This is a genomic window from Pseudomonas sp. B20(2017) (assembly GCF_002113125.1).
Lineage (GTDB): Bacteria > Pseudomonadota > Gammaproteobacteria > Pseudomonadales > Pseudomonadaceae > Aquipseudomonas.
On sequence record NZ_NEJP01000009.1, the window covers coordinates 105003 to 119865 of the forward strand.

General features: G+C 59.2%; 14 protein-coding genes. 6 read left to right on the top strand and 8 right to left on the bottom strand.

Features of this window, described 5'->3' with window-relative positions; all coding sequences use genetic code 11:
- Positions 1-8: 8 nt before the first annotated feature.
- Positions 9-2042, bottom strand: a complete 2034-nt coding sequence (locus CAF63_RS15065; RefSeq protein ID WP_178081294.1) for an ABC transporter permease subunit — start codon at positions 2040-2042, stop codon at positions 9-11.
- A gap of 476 nt (positions 2043-2518) precedes the next feature.
- Positions 2519-3520, bottom strand: a complete 1002-nt coding sequence (locus CAF63_RS15070; RefSeq protein WP_085685992.1) for a phosphate ABC transporter substrate-binding protein PstS — start codon at positions 3518-3520, stop codon at positions 2519-2521.
- 187 nt (positions 3521-3707) lie between these two features.
- On the opposite strand from CAF63_RS15070, the gene CAF63_RS15075 reads away from it, so the two are divergent.
- Together CAF63_RS15075 and CAF63_RS15080 are read left to right on the top strand one after the other, a co-directional pair.
- A complete protein-coding gene (locus tag CAF63_RS15075) occupies positions 3708-4766 on the top strand; it encodes a helix-turn-helix domain-containing protein (RefSeq protein ID WP_085685994.1) in 1059 nt (352 codons plus the stop codon).
- Positions 4763-5254, top strand: coding sequence for a nucleotide-binding protein (locus CAF63_RS15080; RefSeq protein ID WP_085685996.1), 492 nt, complete (start codon positions 4763-4765; stop codon positions 5252-5254). The genes CAF63_RS15075 and CAF63_RS15080 overlap by 4 nt, the downstream gene beginning before the upstream one ends.
- A 14-nt stretch (positions 5255-5268) precedes the next feature.
- Here the strand turns inward: CAF63_RS15080 and CAF63_RS15085 are convergent, their stop codons facing one another.
- The gene (locus CAF63_RS15085; protein WP_085685998.1) at positions 5269-6567 is read right to left on the bottom strand and encodes an MFS transporter; all 1299 of its coding nucleotides are present in this window, start codon (positions 6565-6567) and stop codon (positions 5269-5271) included.
- Positions 6568-6944: 377 nt separating this feature from the next.
- Between CAF63_RS15085 and CAF63_RS15090 the strand changes: the two genes are divergently transcribed.
- Positions 6945-7349 carry an acyl-CoA thioesterase gene (locus tag CAF63_RS15090; RefSeq protein WP_003229628.1) on the top strand — a complete coding sequence of 135 codons (405 nt, stop codon included), beginning with the start codon at positions 6945-6947 and terminating at the stop codon, positions 7347-7349.
- A 57-nt stretch (positions 7350-7406) separates the two neighbouring features.
- Positions 7407-8306: a D-hexose-6-phosphate mutarotase gene (locus CAF63_RS15095; protein WP_085686000.1), complete on the top strand. Its 900-nt coding sequence runs from the start codon at positions 7407-7409 to the stop codon at positions 8304-8306.
- Positions 8307-8431: 125 nt separating this feature from the next.
- On the opposite strand, the gene CAF63_RS15100 is transcribed toward CAF63_RS15095, so the two are convergent.
- From CAF63_RS15100 to purE, 4 genes are all read right to left on the bottom strand, one after another.
- On the bottom strand, positions 8432-8968 hold the full coding sequence (locus tag CAF63_RS15100; RefSeq protein WP_085606207.1) for a DUF3299 domain-containing protein: 537 nt from the start codon (positions 8966-8968) through the stop codon (positions 8432-8434).
- A gap of 103 nt (positions 8969-9071) precedes the next feature.
- Positions 9072-9317 carry a GlsB/YeaQ/YmgE family stress response membrane protein gene (locus CAF63_RS15105; RefSeq protein ID WP_003229635.1) on the bottom strand — a complete coding sequence of 82 codons (246 nt, stop codon included), beginning with the start codon at positions 9315-9317 and terminating at the stop codon, positions 9072-9074.
- Between the two features lie 111 nt (positions 9318-9428).
- Positions 9429-10511, bottom strand: coding sequence for a 5-(carboxyamino)imidazole ribonucleotide synthase (locus CAF63_RS15110; RefSeq protein WP_085686002.1), 1083 nt, complete (start codon positions 10509-10511; stop codon positions 9429-9431).
- A 10-nt stretch (positions 10512-10521) separates the two neighbouring features.
- Complete coding sequence (gene purE / locus CAF63_RS15115; RefSeq protein WP_007954291.1) at positions 10522-11013, bottom strand: 5-(carboxyamino)imidazole ribonucleotide mutase; 492 nt, start codon at positions 11011-11013, stop codon at positions 10522-10524.
- Positions 11014-11525: 512 nt separating this feature from the next.
- Here purE and CAF63_RS15120 point away from each other — a divergent pair.
- The gene (locus CAF63_RS15120) at positions 11526-12140 is read left to right on the top strand and encodes a hypothetical protein (protein WP_085686004.1); all 615 of its coding nucleotides are present in this window, start codon (positions 11526-11528) and stop codon (positions 12138-12140) included.
- A 97-nt stretch (positions 12141-12237) separates the two neighbouring features.
- Here the strand turns inward: CAF63_RS15120 and CAF63_RS15125 are convergent, their stop codons facing one another.
- A complete protein-coding gene (locus CAF63_RS15125) occupies positions 12238-13149 on the bottom strand; it encodes a LysR substrate-binding domain-containing protein (RefSeq protein WP_085686006.1) in 912 nt (303 codons plus the stop codon).
- Between the two features lie 180 nt (positions 13150-13329).
- Here CAF63_RS15125 and aspA point away from each other — a divergent pair, with 180 nt between their 5' ends.
- A complete protein-coding gene (aspA, locus tag CAF63_RS15130) occupies positions 13330-14754 on the top strand; it encodes an aspartate ammonia-lyase (RefSeq protein WP_085686008.1) in 1425 nt (474 codons plus the stop codon).
- Positions 14755-14863 lie beyond the last annotated feature (109 nt).

A 14863-nucleotide genomic window follows, 5' to 3' on the forward strand; every position in this document is an offset into this window, starting at 1 on the left:
ACCTTTGCTTAAAGCGACGAGTATTTCTTGCGCAGACGCTGACGAATCAGTTCCGCGAGGGTGTTCATGACGAAGGTGAACAACAGCAGCACCAGCGCCGAGAGGAACAGCACGCGGTAGTGGCTGCCGCCGACTTCCGATTCCGGCATTTCCACCGCGACGTTGGCGGCCAGGGTGCGCAGGCCTTCGAACAGGTTCATTTCCATGACCGGGGTGTTGCCGGTGGCCATCAGCACGATCATGGTTTCGCCGACCGCACGGCCCATGCCGATCATCAGCGCCGAGAAGATGCCCGGGCTGGCGGTCAGGATGACCACGCGAGTCATGGTCTGCCACGGCGTGGCACCGAGGGCCAGCGAGCCCAGGGTCAGGCCGCGCGGCACGCTGAACACGGCGTCTTCGGCGATCGAGTAGATGTTCGGGATCACCGCAAAGCCCATGGCCAGACCGACCACCAGTGCGTTGCGCTGGTCGTAGGTGATGCCCAGGTCGTGGGAGATCCACATGCGCATGTCACCGCCGAAGAACCAGTTCTCCATGAACGGGCTCATGTACAGCGAAAGCCAGCCCACGAACAGGATCACCGGAATCAGCAACGCACTTTCCCAGCCGTCCGGAACTTTCAGGCGGATCGATTCAGGCAGGCGGCTGAAGGTGAAACCGGCGATCAGGATGCCGATCGGCAGCAGCATCAGCAGGCTGAAGATACCCGGCAGGTGCCCTTCCACATACGGTGCGAGGAACAGGCCGGCGAAGAAGCCGAGGATCACCGTCGGCATCGCTTCCATCAGCTCGATCACCGGCTTGACCTTGCGGCGCATGCCCGGGGCCATGAAGTACGCGGTGTAGATCGCAGCGGCGACGGCCAGCGGAGCAGCCAGCAGCATCGCGTAAAACGCGGCTTTCAGGGTGCCGAAAGTCAGTGGCGACAGGCTCAGTTTCGGTTCGAAATCGGTGTTGGCAGCAGTCGATTGCCAGACGTATTTAGGCTCGTCGTAGTTCTCGTACCAGACCTTGCTCCACAGCGCGCTCCACGAGACTTCCGGATGCGGGTTGTCGAGCAGCAGCGGTTGCAGCTTGCCGCCGGCTTCGACGATCACGCGGTTGGCGCGCGGCGACAGGCCGAACAGGCCTTGGCCCTCGACGACTTGATCGACCAGCAAGGTGCGGTGCGCGGTGCTGTGGAACACGCCGAGCTTGCCGCTGGCATCCAGGGCCAGGAAGCCCTTGCGACGTTCTTCGGCGGAAATTTCAACGATCGGCGTAGTGCCCATCTGGAAGGTGCGGATCTGCTTCAGGCGCAGCTCGCCATCGGTGTCGCGAGCCATGAACCACTGGGCCAGACCGCCCTTGGAGTCACCGACGATCAGCGAGATGCCGCCCACCAGTTGTGTGGCGGCGGTGACTTGGGCGTCGGCGTTTTCCAGCAGCTTGTAGCGACCGTTGAGGCTCTTGTCGCGCAGGCTGAACACGTCGGCCTGGGCACGTCCGTTGACCACGTACAGCCACTGCTGGCGCGGGTCGACGAAGATGTTTTTCACAGGCTCGGTCATCTGCGGCAGATCGATACGCTTCTGCTCGTTGGTGACTTCGCCGGTCATCATGTTTTCTTCGCTGGTCAACGACAGCACATTGAGTTGCGAACCGGTGGAACCGACCAGCATCAGGGTCGAATCGGTAGCGTTGAGGCTGACGTGCTCCAGCGCGCCGCCGCTTTCGTTCAGCGCGATCGGTGCATCGCCATACGGATACTCGATGGCCGGGGTGATGGTTTTCTTGCCGTCCGGGTAGCTGACTTTATAGGTGTGACGGAACACCAGCGCCTGACCGTTGGACAGGCCCACGGCCACCAGCGGATGGCCCGGCTGGTCTTCGCCGATGGAGGTCACACTGGCGCCTGCCGGCAGGGGCAGATCGACGCGCTTCAGTTCAGCGCCACTGTCGATGTCGAAAAACAGCGCCTGGCCCTTGTCGGAAACGCGCATGGCCACCTGATTCTGCTCTTCGAGCGAAATCATCAGCGGCTTGCCGGCGTCCTGCATCCAGGCCGGGGTGATTGCATCTTTCGCGCTCAGGTCAGCACCTTTGAACAGCGGCGCGACCACGTAGGCGAGGAAGAAGAAGATCAGGGTGATGGCTGCAAGCACCGCCAGACCGCCGACGAGGACGTACCAGCGGGTGAAGCGATCCTTGAGCGCGCGAATGCGGCGCTTGCGTTGCAACTCAGGCGTATTGAAGTCAATGCGCTTGGGAGGGTTCGTAGTCATTTTGGAATTGGCCAGATCATTCATGCGCACACCCTAGCGATCCTGTATGACAGAAAGATGACAATGCAGTGACGCACCAAATCCGCCGCCAGCAGGGCACTGGCAGTGGATAGAAGAATTCGGGGAGTGTGGGGGCGAACATGCTCGCAAAAGTGCTGGCTCAGTCAACTAAGTTGTTGATTCTGAAGGCCTCTTCGCGAGCAGGCTCGATCCCACAGGAGTCAGGCGGGGTTCACCCCTGACTCAGTTTGTTACTTTTTTGCGACTTCAGCGCCGCCTTCCTGCAGACCCAGGTCAGCCAGTGCTTTTGCAGCAACTTTGGCTGGCAGCGGGATGTAGCCGTCTTTCACGACCACTTCCTGGCCCTGTTTCGACAGAACCAGTTTCACGAACTCGGCTTCCAGCGGGGCCAGAGGCTTGTTCGGGGCTTTGTTGACGTATACGTACAGGAAACGCGACAGCGGGTACTTGCCGTTCAGGGCGTTTTCTTCGGTGTCTTCGATGAAGTCAGTGCTGCCTTTCTTCGACAGAGCAACGGTTTTCACGCTGGCGGTCTTGTAGCCGATGCCAGAGTAACCGATGCCGTTCAGCGAAGAGCTGATCGACTGCACGACCGAAGCCGAGCCTGGTTGTTCGTTGACGTTAGGCTTGTAGTCGCCTTTGCACAGGGCTTCTTCCTTGAAGTAGCCGTAAGTGCCGGATACCGAGTTGCGACCGAACAGCTGAACCGGCTTGTTGGCCAGGTCGCCGGTCACGCCCAGGTCGCCCCAGGTTTTCACGTCGCTCTTGGCGCCGCACAGACGGGTGGACGAGAAGATCGCGTCAACCTGTTCCATGGTCAGGTGCTGGATCGGGTTGTCCTTGTGTACGAAAACAGCCAGGGCGTCCACGGCAACCGGGATAGCGGTTGGCTTGTAGCCGTATTTCTGTTCGAAGGCCGCCAGTTCGGTGTCCTTCATCTTGCGGCTCATCGGGCCCAGGTTGGAGGTGCCTTCAGTCAGCGCAGGTGGCGCGGTGGCGGAGCCCGCGGCCTGAATCTGGATGTTTACGTTCGGGTATTCTTTTTTGTAGTTCTCAGCCCAGAGGGTCATGAGGTTGGCCAGGGTATCGGAGCCGACGCTGGACAGGTTGCCCGACACACCAGTGGTCTTGGTGTAGCTCGGGATAGCAGGGTCAACAGCGGCAACCGCGTTGGCAGTCGCAACGCCAGCAGCGACAAAAGTCATTGCCGCCATCAAACGCTTCAGTTTCATGCCTTACTCCTAGCAGATAGGGTGTGTTAAGTCGGGGCCAAGTATCAGCAGGCCGTGTGAACACTCTATGGCTGAAATATGACAATTGGATGAAAGGCCAGCATCCGAGGCGTCACAAAAAATGAATTCCGTAGCAGGTTGACAAATCAAATGCAAAAGATAGCCTTGTCAACCACGAGAGGAACTCATGATAAACGACCGAATTCGCCGCGCCCGCCTGCAACGAGGCCTCACCTTAGAGGGTCTGGCGGCCCAGCTTGGCGACATCACTAAACAAGCGTTAAGCAAATATGAGAAAGGGTTGAGCACTCCAAACTCTTCTCGCCTGCTGCAACTGGCCAAGGCACTTCAGGTCAGTCCCGAATATTTTTTCCGCGCGGAGGTTATTCCGCTGGCACCTCTTGAGTTTCGAAAGCTGGCCAAAATGCCCAAGTATCGCCAAGCTCAGGTTGAAGAAAAAATTCGGGAACATCTCGAACGCTACATTTCACTTGAGCAATGCTTCGATCCTGCGGATATCCACACCCCTGCCACCCCCGCGCAGATGCTCCCGGTGTCGACCCTGGAAGAGGCTGAGCTCGCAGCCGAGAAGCTGCGCCAATTTTGGGGAATCGGTAGCGATCCCATTGCCAATCTGACTGAGCAACTGGAAGAGCACAGCATCAAGGTTGCGATGCTCAACGGCCCAGATGATTTTGACGGAGCTTGCGCGGCTACCGGTGACGGCGACCATGTATTGATTGCTTTGAATGCTGACCGTCCAGGTGAGCGAATCCGATTTACGGCTGCTCATGAGCTCGGCCATTGGGTTATGGCGTTACCTGAAGACATGCCGGAGAAAGACAAAGAAAACTGTTGTCACCGTTTTGCCGGTGCATTTCTCTATCCCGCCAAAAGCGTAACCGGCGATTTCGGCAGCCATCCCCGGTCCAGAGTGCACCCACGAGAGCTACTCATCGCCAAACGCCAATACGGAATATCAATGCACGCTGCGTTGAGACGACTGAAGGATTTGAAGCTACTTAGCGAAAGTGGCTACAAATCCCTCACTATTCAATTCAGTGCCAACGGCTGGCGCAAAGCTGAGCCTGAACCTCTGCCGTGCAAACCACCCCAGCGCTTTGATTCACTGGTGTTCTGGGGATTGGCGGAAGGATTGATCACCAAGTCGCGGGCTGCTGAACTCCTGCGCAAACCAGTGAGCGCACTTGATCCCAATTTCTTGGGCTCACTGGAGAGTGCATGAGTCTGATCTATATCAGTGATACGAATATCTGGATCGACTTCAGAAATGCCGGATTACTGGAGCAGATGTTCAGCTTGCCGTTTACGCTGTGTTGCACTGACTTTGTAATGTACGAACTCGACGACTTTTCACACGACGAACTGCTCGATAAAGGGTTGATTGTCGAGTCGTTCGATGAGGCAGGTGTAATACGATTGTCGGGGTTGAGGATCGAGCACAACAACAGCTCTTTAGCCGACGTCTCCTGCTACCTGCTTGCGCAGGAAACGGGTCGTCCTTTACTCACTGGAGATGGCAGGTTGCGCCGTCAGGCCCAAAGAGATGGGCTACAGGTGCACGGCGCGCTATGGCTGCTCGATTTAATGGTAGAGCACCAAGTCATCGACGAAACAGAAGCCGCAAATGCTTTGGCTCACATGCTCGAACACGGTGCTCGCCTGCCGGTTGGCGAGTGTGAAACAAGGCTTTCGAGCTGGCGAAAGCCCTGAGTTCTGAAACTGAATCAGCGACCTCTGCTCCACAACCACGCGCCGACCAGGATCCCCATCCCGCATAGCACCGCCACATAGTAGGCAGGCCCCATCGCGCTTTCTTTAAGCAACAGGCTGACCACCATCGGGGTCAGGCCGCCGAAGATCGCGTAAGCGACGTTATAAGAGAAGGACAGACCGCTGAAGCGCACCACCGGCGGGAACGCTTTCACCATTACATACGGCACCGCGCCTATGGTGCCGACCAGGAAACCGGTCAGCGCATACAGCGGGAACAGCCAGTTCGGGTGATCGCCGAGGCTGTGATAGAAGGTCCAGGAACTGGCCAGCAAGCCCAGGCAGCCGAACACGAACACCCGACCGGCACCGAAGCGATCCGCCAGCGCACCAGAAATGATGCAGCCGAAGCTCAAGAAGACGATGGCAAGGCTGTTGGATTGCAACGCAGTGGTCGGCGAGAAGTGATAGACCGTTTGCAGCACGGTCGGGGTCATCAGGATCACCACGACGATGCCGGCGGACAGCAGCCAGGTCAGCAGCATCGACACTACGATCGCCCCGCGATGGTCGCGCAGCACGGCGCGCAGCGGCACTTCTTCGGCCAGCGCCTTGCGTTGTTGCAGTTCGGCGAACACCGGGGTTTCGTGCAGCCAGCGGCGCAGGTAGACCGAAAACAGACCGAAAACGCCACCGAGCAGGAACGGGATCCGCCAGGCGTAATCCGAGACTTCCGTTGGCGTATAGATGCTGTTGATCGCAGTGGCGACCAGCGAGCCGAGCAGGATGCCCGCTGTCAGGCCGCTGGTCAGGGTGCCGCAGGCGTAGCCGATGTGCTTGCCGGGTACGTGTTCGGAAACGAAGACCCACGCCCCCGGCACTTCGCCGCCAATCGCCGCGCCCTGAATGACGCGCATCAACAGCAGCAGGATCGGCGCCCACATGCCGATCTGCGCGTAGGTCGGCAGCAGGCCCATGATCAGGGTCGGCACGGCCATCATGAAGATGCTCAGGGTGAACATCTTCTTGCGCCCCAGCAGGTCGCCGAAGTGCGCCATGACGATCCCGCCCAGCGGCCGCGCGAGGTAACCGGCGGCGAAGATGCCGAAGGTCTGCATCAGGCGCAGCCACTCGGGCATGTCGGCCGGGAAGAACAATTTGCCGACCACGGTGGCAAAGAACACGAAGATGATGAAATCGTAGAACTCCAGCGCGCCCCCCAGGGCCGATAGCGACAGAGTCTTGTAGTCATTGCGGGTCAACGGTCGTGCGGGTTGATCGGGCTGCGCGAGGCTCGAGGGCGCTGTGGTCATGGCAAGGTCTTCTCTTATAGTCGGATCTGCCGCCACAACAACGCTGGCTGCGGCTCGGGCAGGTTCGGCACCATAGCAAATTGTTCGAAAAAGCACATAGAGGCGCGTATTTGCCGGTCGAAATCAGAACCGGACGGTCGTCGCGGAGTCTACCGACCGATATACTCGCAACCTTGCTCCGGTTTGTAAGGGGTTGCTGTGCGAAAACGTCGTTGGCCCGACCCTTGCTCGGGATTAGCCGGTTTCGCAGAGTTTCTCCTTAGGCGCCTGATGGAAAACGTGACGAACGTAGTATGTTCGGTGCTGAATCGTTTTTCCCGAAGACGGCTACCACCAGCAGCACTAACGAAGAGTCACGGGTCAGAGGCACCCCCGGCATGATAGAGCTCGAACAAGAAGATCCGATCCCGCAAGGCGACCTGGCCTTGCAAATCACCGCACTTCCCCGCGAAACCAACGGCTTCGGCGATATTTTCGGCGGCTGGCTGGTGGCGCAGATGGACCTGGCCGGCACTGCCATGGCCAGCCGTGTTGCCGGCGGTCGTGTCGCGACCGTTGCCATCGATCGTATGGCGTTTCTCGTGCCGGTCGCCGTGGGCGCGCAATTGTCCTTCTATACCCAGACCCTGGAAATCGGCCGCAGCTCGATCCAGATGATGGTCGAGGTGTGGAGCGACGACCCGCTGTCCAGCGAGTGGCGTAAAGTGACCGAAGCGGTGTTCGTGTTCGTTGCCATCGATGGCAGCGGCCGCACCCGTTCGGTTCCGCCACGCGCACGTTAAACCTCGCGGCCGTTTCACGGTCGATAGTCGTCCAAGTTGCTGATCGAGAGTTGTCCCATGAACACGCCCAACGTTGAAGCCGTGAAACTGGATGAACTGAACTGCTGGCGCATCCGCCACGGTCAGGCCGAAGTGCTGGTGGCCCAGCAAGGCGCGCACATTCTCAGTTATCAGGTGGACGGCCAGCCGCCTCTGATCTGGCTGAACGACAAGGCCGTGTTCAAGACCGGCAAGAGCATCCGCGCCGGCGTGCCGGTGTGCTGGCCGTGGTTTGGCGTCTTCGCCCGCAACCCGCAGAGCGTGCAGGCGATGCGCACGAGCGAAGAACCGGCCGGCGCCCACGGATTTGTCCGGGCGATGGATTGGGAACTGGGCGGCATCGAAACCGAAGGCGAAAGCCTGAAGGTGGAGTTCACACTGCCCTACCCCGAAGGCGGTTTTCCGGGCTGGCCGCATCAGGTCGACCTGACCCTGACCCTGCGCCTCGACGATCAACTGCACATCAGCCTGACCAGCCACAACCGTGGTGCCGACACCGTCCACATCAGCCAGGCGCTGCACAGCTATTTCGCCGTCAGCGATGTGCGCAACGTGCGTGTCGAAGGCGTGGATGGCCTGGATTACATCGAGACCCTGGATGACTGGAAAACCAAAAACCAGCAAGGCGACCTGCGTTTTGTCGGGGAAACCGACCGCATCTACCTCGATGCCCCGCCGCAACTGAGCATCGTCGATCCGGCCTGGGAACGGCGCATCGTGCTGACCGCCAGCGGTTCACGCACGGCGGTGATCTGGAACCCGTGGATCGACCGAGCCGCCGCGTTCAGCGACATGGACAACAACGGCTGGCAGCGCATGCTGTGCATCGAGACGGCGAACGTGATGAACGACGTGGTGAACCTGGCACCGGATGCCAGCCACACCATGGGTGTCAGCGTCGGTTCAAAATCGCTCTAAACCCTAGCGCAAAATAACTGTGGGAGCGGGCTTGCTCGCGAAGGCGTTGTGTCAGACAAATCGATGTAACTGGCACTCCGCTTTCGCGAGCAAGCCCGCTCCCACATTGGGTTCTGCGCCAAGTCTTAGAGATCGGACTCCTGCACCACCCGCACCTTGTCCGCTTCCAGCGCATACGCCGCATCGGCCAAGTCATTGCTGACCTTTTCGATCTTCAGCGTGCCGGTCACCCACAGCGGCGTGTAGATGTCATCCAGCTTCAAACCTTTTGGATAACGCACCAGCACCAGCTGATTCGGTGGCGGTGGCGGCACATGGATGCAGGCGCCCGGGTACGGCACCAGGAAGAACAACGTGCTGCGACCCTTGGCGTCGGATTCCAGCGGCACCGGATAACCGCCGATGCGGATGTGTTTATCATTCATCGACGCCACGGTCTTGGTCGAATACATCACCGCCGGCAAACCTTTGGCCTGCTTCATCCCGCCTTTCTGGGTGAAGGTGCCGGTGGCTTCCGGGGAGTTGTGGTCGATTTCAGGCATGGCCTCGAGGGCTTTCTGATCCGACTTGGGCATCAGTTCCAGCCAGTCGGTTTCCGGCAGATCGCCGGCGTGAGCCAGACCGCTGCCCAGCAAAAGGAGAGTCAATAGAAGACGGCGCATGGAGGTGCTCGGTAAAGGATGCTCGAATAAGGAGGGAACGCTGAATCGCCGAGCATTCTAGCCCTCCCTGCCGGATTGGCAGAGAGGGCTTTGTCGCTTTGGATCAGTTCTTTTTGATCAGGCCGTAGATCACCAGCAGCACGATCGCGCCGACCAGCGCGCCGATGAAGCCGGCGCCCTGACCTGCCTGATAGATGCCCAGGGCCTGGCCGCCGTAGGTGGCTGCCAGCGAACCGCCGATACCGAGCAGGATGGTCATGATCCAGCCCATGCTGTCATCGCCCGGTTTCAGGAACCGCGCCAGCAGGCCGACGATGAGGCCGATAAAGATGGTTCCGATAATTCCCATGGCATTTCCCTCTGAATAGTATATATGCCCAAGCCTAGTCAGACTTTGGCATCCTGCCATGAGAGAGCGGCGGCCCCTTAATGGTTCCGCCGCTGCCAGATGAAACTGTCGTTACTCGGCGATCAGTGCTTCGACCTTGAGGATCTGCTGCTCGAGAGTCGCCTTGTCCTTGCAGCGCAGATTGGCGTGACCGACCTTGCGCCCGGCCTTGAAGGCCTTGCCGTAGTGATGCAGATGGCAATCATCGATGGCGATGACTTTCTCCACCGGCGGCACGACGCCGATGAAGTTGAGCATCGCGCTCTCGCCGACCTTGGCAGTCGAACCCAGCGGCAGACCGGCAACGGCCCGCAGGTGGTTTTCGAACTGGCTGCACTCGGCGCCTTCGGTGGTCCAGTGCCCGGAGTTGTGCACGCGCGGAGCGATTTCGTTGGCCTTGAGCCCACCGTCGACTTCAAAGAACTCGAACGCCATCACACCGACATAATCCAGCTGCTTGAGTACGCGGCTGGAATAGTCTTCGGCCAGCGCCTGCAGCGGGTGATCGGTGCTAGCAACGGACAGCTTGAGGATGCCGCTGTCGTGGGTGTTGTGCACCAGTGGATAGAATTTCGTCTCGCCATCGCGGGCGCGCACGGCGATCAGCGACACTTCACCGGTGAATGGCACGAAGCCTTCCAGCAGGCAAGGCACGCTGCCCAGCTCGGCGAACGTACCGACCACGTCTTCCGCCTTGCGCAGGACTTTCTGACCCTTGCCGTCGTAACCCAGGGTGCGGGTTTTCAGCACGGCCGGCAGACCGATCGACGCGACGGCGGCGTCCAGGTCGGCTTGCGACTGGATGTCGGCGAACGCCGGGGTCGGAATCCCCAGGTCCTTGAACATGCTCTTCTCGAACCAGCGGTCACGAGCGATGCGCAGGGCTTCGGCGCTCGGGTAGACCGGCACGAATTGCGAAAGGAACGCCACGGTTTCCGCCGGGACACTTTCGAACTCGAAGGTCACCAGATCGACTTCATCGGCCAACTGACGCAGATGATCCTGATCGCCGTAATCGGCCCGCAGGTGTTCGCCCAGCGCAGCGGCGCAAGCGTCCGGCGCAGGGTCGAGGAAAGCGAAGTTCATGCCCAGCGGGGTGCCCGCCAGGGCCAACATGCGACCCAACTGGCCGCCACCGATTACACCGATCTTCATCTCAACAACCTCAGGCAATACGTGGGTCTGGATTGTCCAGGACGCTGTCTGTCTGCTCGGCACGGAAGGTTTTCAGTACCGCGTGGAATTGTGGATGCTTGGCGCCCAGGATGCTCGCCGACAGCAGCGCGGCGTTGATCGCACCGGCCTTGCCGATGGCCAGGGTGGCGACCGGAATACCGGCCGGCATTTGCACGATCGACAGCAGCGAATCGACGCCCGAAAGCATGGCCGACTGTACGGGTACGCCCAGCACCGGCAGGTGGGTCTTGGCCGCACACATGCCTGGCAGGTGGGCTGCGCCACCGGCACCGGCGATGATCACCTCGATGCCGCGGCCTTCAGCCTCTTCGGCGTACTGGAACAGCAGATCCGGGGTGCGGTGGGCGGAAACCACCTTGACCTCGTAAGGGATGCCGAGCTTTTCCAGCATATCGGCGGTGTGGCTAAGGGTGGACCAATCGGACTTGGAGCCCATGATCACGCCAACCAGTGCACTCATCGTCGCGCCTCTTCTCTCTGGGCGCCCGCAGGCGCGTCAAAAACAACAAGCCACGCAGGATGCGTGGCTTGTTGTAGGAAAAATGGCCGGACGAACCGGCCGAAGGCCGCGCAGTATACCGCAAAGAAAGCAATAAACAGCCCCCGTGGCGACCATCTGTCATCTGAACGTAACCACACATTTTGCTGACTCGAGGTTCAAGAATATCGCTTCGTTCTTTCACACGGGAAACATGCTCAACAGGTCGAATGGAGAGCGTGCTCAAATTTCCGCATGAGTTCATGTAATAAAAATCAAAACATTCCCAAGAGCCTCAAAAAAACTTAAATGATATACAACCAAGCATGAAATAAAAAAGAGAGCCCACCAAGAAACCACAAATAAATAACTTTATTTGCACAGCAACAAATTCATATTAAAAGCACTTCCAATATCGCAACGACAGGACAGTCGGCACCATCACGCCTGCCCATCACTATCAAGTCAATTGGAATCATCCTAAGGAAAGGAACATGACCAAACAGCCATTAACACTGAATGTCTTCATCCATGAGGACTTATCGGACGACAGCAGACGAGGCTTGTACAACACCCATTTTTCCTGGTTTACCGACGAAATCCAGGAACTTTCCGGCCGCAAGCTATCAGTCAACATGTTCAGCCCGTCAGAAGCAGAAACCTTGAGTGGCTTTGATTATAAGAAAATATCTGCCGCCGGCTCTTTGGACGCATGGGCAGAAAAATTAAGAAGCTATTTCGGCTCCCAGCTCCTGAAAGACTCACACACCAGATTCAACAAGTATCTACTGCTGACCCGCGACAATATAAATCAGAGCACAATGGGAATTGCACAAATCAAGGGTTACGCAAGTTTAGCCTCGATAAGAAGCGACATGGTTCCTGCTCACGAAGCAGGCCACATGTTCGGCGCAACTCATGAAGACAGCGAAATCCTGTACAATGGATGGTGGAGCGAAACAATCATGACGAGTGATGACTTCTCATCACTTCGAAGCAATGCCAAACGCTTCAGTGATAAAAACAGAGAAAACATCCGCAAATACCTGGACGAACCGATTGCACAGCAAGCCAGGCCGCGCCCCGAAGACGACTGGGACGACGATTGAGACTGATGCAAACCTGCCGCATCTCACGAGCTCTCGTATTTTGATCAAGCTCACCTGACCTGGCAGAGGCGAAAAACAAATTCGCTTCTGCTTTCATTCAGTTGCTGCCACTCGCCGCCCCGCCTTCCAGCTTGCGCCACAACAACCGCACATTGGCCTTGCGCACCAGCGCGCAGCGGTACAGGCGAATTTCCAGCGGCACATGCCATTGCGGGCCGCCGCAGACCACCAGTTCACCCCGGGCCAGTTCGGCGCGCACGCTCAGTTGCGGCACCCAGGCGATACCCAATCCTTCCAGGGCCATGCTTTTAAGGCTGTCGGCCATGGCGGTTTCGTAGATTGTGGTGAAGCGCAGCTGACGCTGGCGCAGCAATCCGTTCACCGAACGGCCGAGAAACGCCCCGGCGCTGTAGGCCAGCAACGGTACGCTGGCCTCACCTTCGAGATCGAACAACGGTTTGCCATTGGCATCCGCCGCACATACCGGAAGCATTTCGGTCTGGCCCAGGTGCAGCGACGGGAAAATTTCCGGGTCCATCTGCATCGCTGCGTCCGGGTCATAGAACGCCAGCATCAGATCGCAGCCACCTTCACGCAGCGCGTGCACCGCGTCGCCAACGTTGGTCGCCACCAGCCGGGTGGCGATGTTCAGGCCTTCGTTGCGCAGTTGCGCGATCCAGCGCGGGAAGAAACCGAGCGCCAGCGAGTGTGCCGCCGCCACTTGAATCACTTCGCCCTGCCCGCCTTCCAGATGATGAAGATGGCGCAGCACTTCACCGAGCTGTTCGACCACCGTGCGCGCGGTTACCAAAAACAGTTGCCCTGCCGCCGTCAGCTCGATCGGCGTGCGCGAGCGGTTGACCAGCGTCAGGCCCAGCGCTGCTTCCAGGCTGCGGATCCGCCGGCTGAAGGCCGGCTGGGTCACGAAGCGCCGTTCGGCCGCCTGCGAGAAGCTACGGGTGGCGGCCAGAGCACTGAAGTCCTCGAGCCATTTGCTTTCCAGATTCATCACGTCCTCCCGGACACGCACCAAAACAGGTCACACGTCTGCCGCGCACGCGGCGTCACACGGGTATTATGCCGAATGTGCATAGGGCAGTGTTTAACAGCATTGGCCCAAAAATTCCCACAAGCCTAGCATTCGCAGCGTTCCGGCACAGACCGGGTCCCTATCGAGATGATTTCTATCATGTCCTCCGCTGCATCATTCCGCACAGAAAACGACCTGCTTGGCTCCCTGGAAGTCCCTGCTCAAGCGTATTACGGCATCCAGACCCTGCGAGCGGTGAACAACTTCCGCCTCTCGGGCGTTCCGATTTCGCACTACCCGAAGCTGGTTGTCGGTCTGGCAATGGTCAAACAGGCCGCTGCTGACGCCAACCGTGAGCTGGGTCACCTGAGCGAAGCCAAGCACGCTGCCATCAGCGAAGCCTGTGCACGTCTGATCCGCGGTGATTTCCACGAAGAGTTCGTGGTCGACATGATTCAAGGTGGCGCCGGTACCTCCACCAACATGAACGCCAACGAAGTGATCGCCAACATTGCTCTGGAAGCGATGGGTCACCAGAAAGGCGAGTACCAGTACCTGCACCCGAACGACGACGTGAACATGGCGCAGTCGACGAACGACGCCTACCCGACCGCGATCCGTCTGGGTCTGCTGCTGGGTCACGACGCGCTGCTGGCCAGCCTCGACAGCCTGATTCAGGCATTCGCGGCCAAGGGTGAAGAATTCAATCACGTCCTGAAAATGGGTCGTACCCAGCTGCAAGACGCCGTGCCGATGACCCTGGGTCAAGAGTTCCGCGCTTTCGCCACCACCATGGGCGAAGACCTGGCCCGTCTGAAGACGCTGGCCCCGGAACTGCTGACCGAAGTGAACCTGGGCGGCACCGCGATCGGCACCGGCATCAACGCCGACCCGCGCTATCAGGCCCTGGCCGTACAGCGTCTGGCCCTGATCAGTGGCCAACCGCTGGTGCCAGCCGCCGACCTGATCGAAGCCACCTCCGACATGGGCGCCTTCGTGCTGTTCTCCGGCATGCTCAAGCGCACCGCAGTCAAGCTGTCGAAGATCTGCAACGACCTGCGCCTGCTGTCCAGCGGCCCGCGCACCGGCATCAACGAAATCAACCTGCCGGCGCGTCAGCCAGGCAGCTCGATCATGCCAGGCAAGGTCAACCCGGTTATCCCGGAAGCCGTGAACCAGGTTGCATTCCAGGTCATCGGTAACGATCTGGCGCTGACCATGGCAGCCGAAGGCGGCCAACTGCAACTGAACGTGATGGAGCCGCTGATCGCTTTCAAGATCCTCGACTCGATCCGCCTGCTGCAACGCGCCATGGACATGCTGCGCGAGCACTGCATCGTCGGCATCACCGCCAACGAAGCGCGCTGCCGCGAACTGGTCGAACACTCGATCGGCCTGGTCACCGCACTGAACCCGTACATCGGCTACAAAAACGCCACCCGCATCGCCCGTATCGCCCTTGAAAGCGGCCGCGGCGTGCTGGAACTGGTGCGCGAAGAAGGTCTGCTCGACGAAGCCATGCTCGCCGACATCCTGCGCCCGGAAAACATGATTGCTCCGCGTCTGGTGCCTCTGAAGGCCTGATCCGACGCGTTACTTGTAGCACCGCTCACCAGGTCGAGGGACTAGACACCTCTCACCTTTTGAGGGCTTGGGGATCATTCCCCGAGCCCTTTTTTTTAACTATTTGGCA

Bases quoted from the DNA above. Each gene is read 5' to 3' on its own strand.
- CAF63_RS15065 (WP_178081294.1), bottom strand. From the start codon at position 2,042: ATGCAGGACGCCGGCAAGCCGCTGATGATTTCGCTCGAAGAGCAGAAT.
- CAF63_RS15070 (WP_085685992.1), bottom strand. From the start codon at position 3,520: ATGAAACTGAAGCGTTTGATGGCGGCAATGACTTTTGTCGCTGCTGGC.
- CAF63_RS15075 (WP_085685994.1), top strand. From the start codon at position 3,708: ATGATAAACGACCGAATTCGCCGCGCCCGCCTGCAACGAGGCCTCACC.
- CAF63_RS15080 (WP_085685996.1), top strand. From the start codon at position 4,763: ATGAGTCTGATCTATATCAGTGATACGAATATCTGGATCGACTTCAGA.
- CAF63_RS15085 (WP_085685998.1), bottom strand. From the start codon at position 6,567: ATGACCACAGCGCCCTCGAGCCTCGCGCAGCCCGATCAACCCGCACGA.
- CAF63_RS15090 (WP_003229628.1), top strand. From the start codon at position 6,945: ATGATAGAGCTCGAACAAGAAGATCCGATCCCGCAAGGCGACCTGGCC.
- CAF63_RS15095 (WP_085686000.1), top strand. From the start codon at position 7,407: ATGAACACGCCCAACGTTGAAGCCGTGAAACTGGATGAACTGAACTGC.
- CAF63_RS15100 (WP_085606207.1), bottom strand. From the start codon at position 8,968: ATGCGCCGTCTTCTATTGACTCTCCTTTTGCTGGGCAGCGGTCTGGCT.
- CAF63_RS15105 (WP_003229635.1), bottom strand. From the start codon at position 9,317: ATGGGAATTATCGGAACCATCTTTATCGGCCTCATCGTCGGCCTGCTG.
- CAF63_RS15110 (WP_085686002.1), bottom strand. From the start codon at position 10,511: ATGAAGATCGGTGTAATCGGTGGCGGCCAGTTGGGTCGCATGTTGGCC.
- purE (WP_007954291.1), bottom strand. From the start codon at position 11,013: ATGAGTGCACTGGTTGGCGTGATCATGGGCTCCAAGTCCGATTGGTCC.
- CAF63_RS15120 (WP_085686004.1), top strand. From the start codon at position 11,526: ATGACCAAACAGCCATTAACACTGAATGTCTTCATCCATGAGGACTTA.
- CAF63_RS15125 (WP_085686006.1), bottom strand. From the start codon at position 13,149: ATGAATCTGGAAAGCAAATGGCTCGAGGACTTCAGTGCTCTGGCCGCC.
- aspA (WP_085686008.1), top strand. From the start codon at position 13,330: ATGTCCTCCGCTGCATCATTCCGCACAGAAAACGACCTGCTTGGCTCC.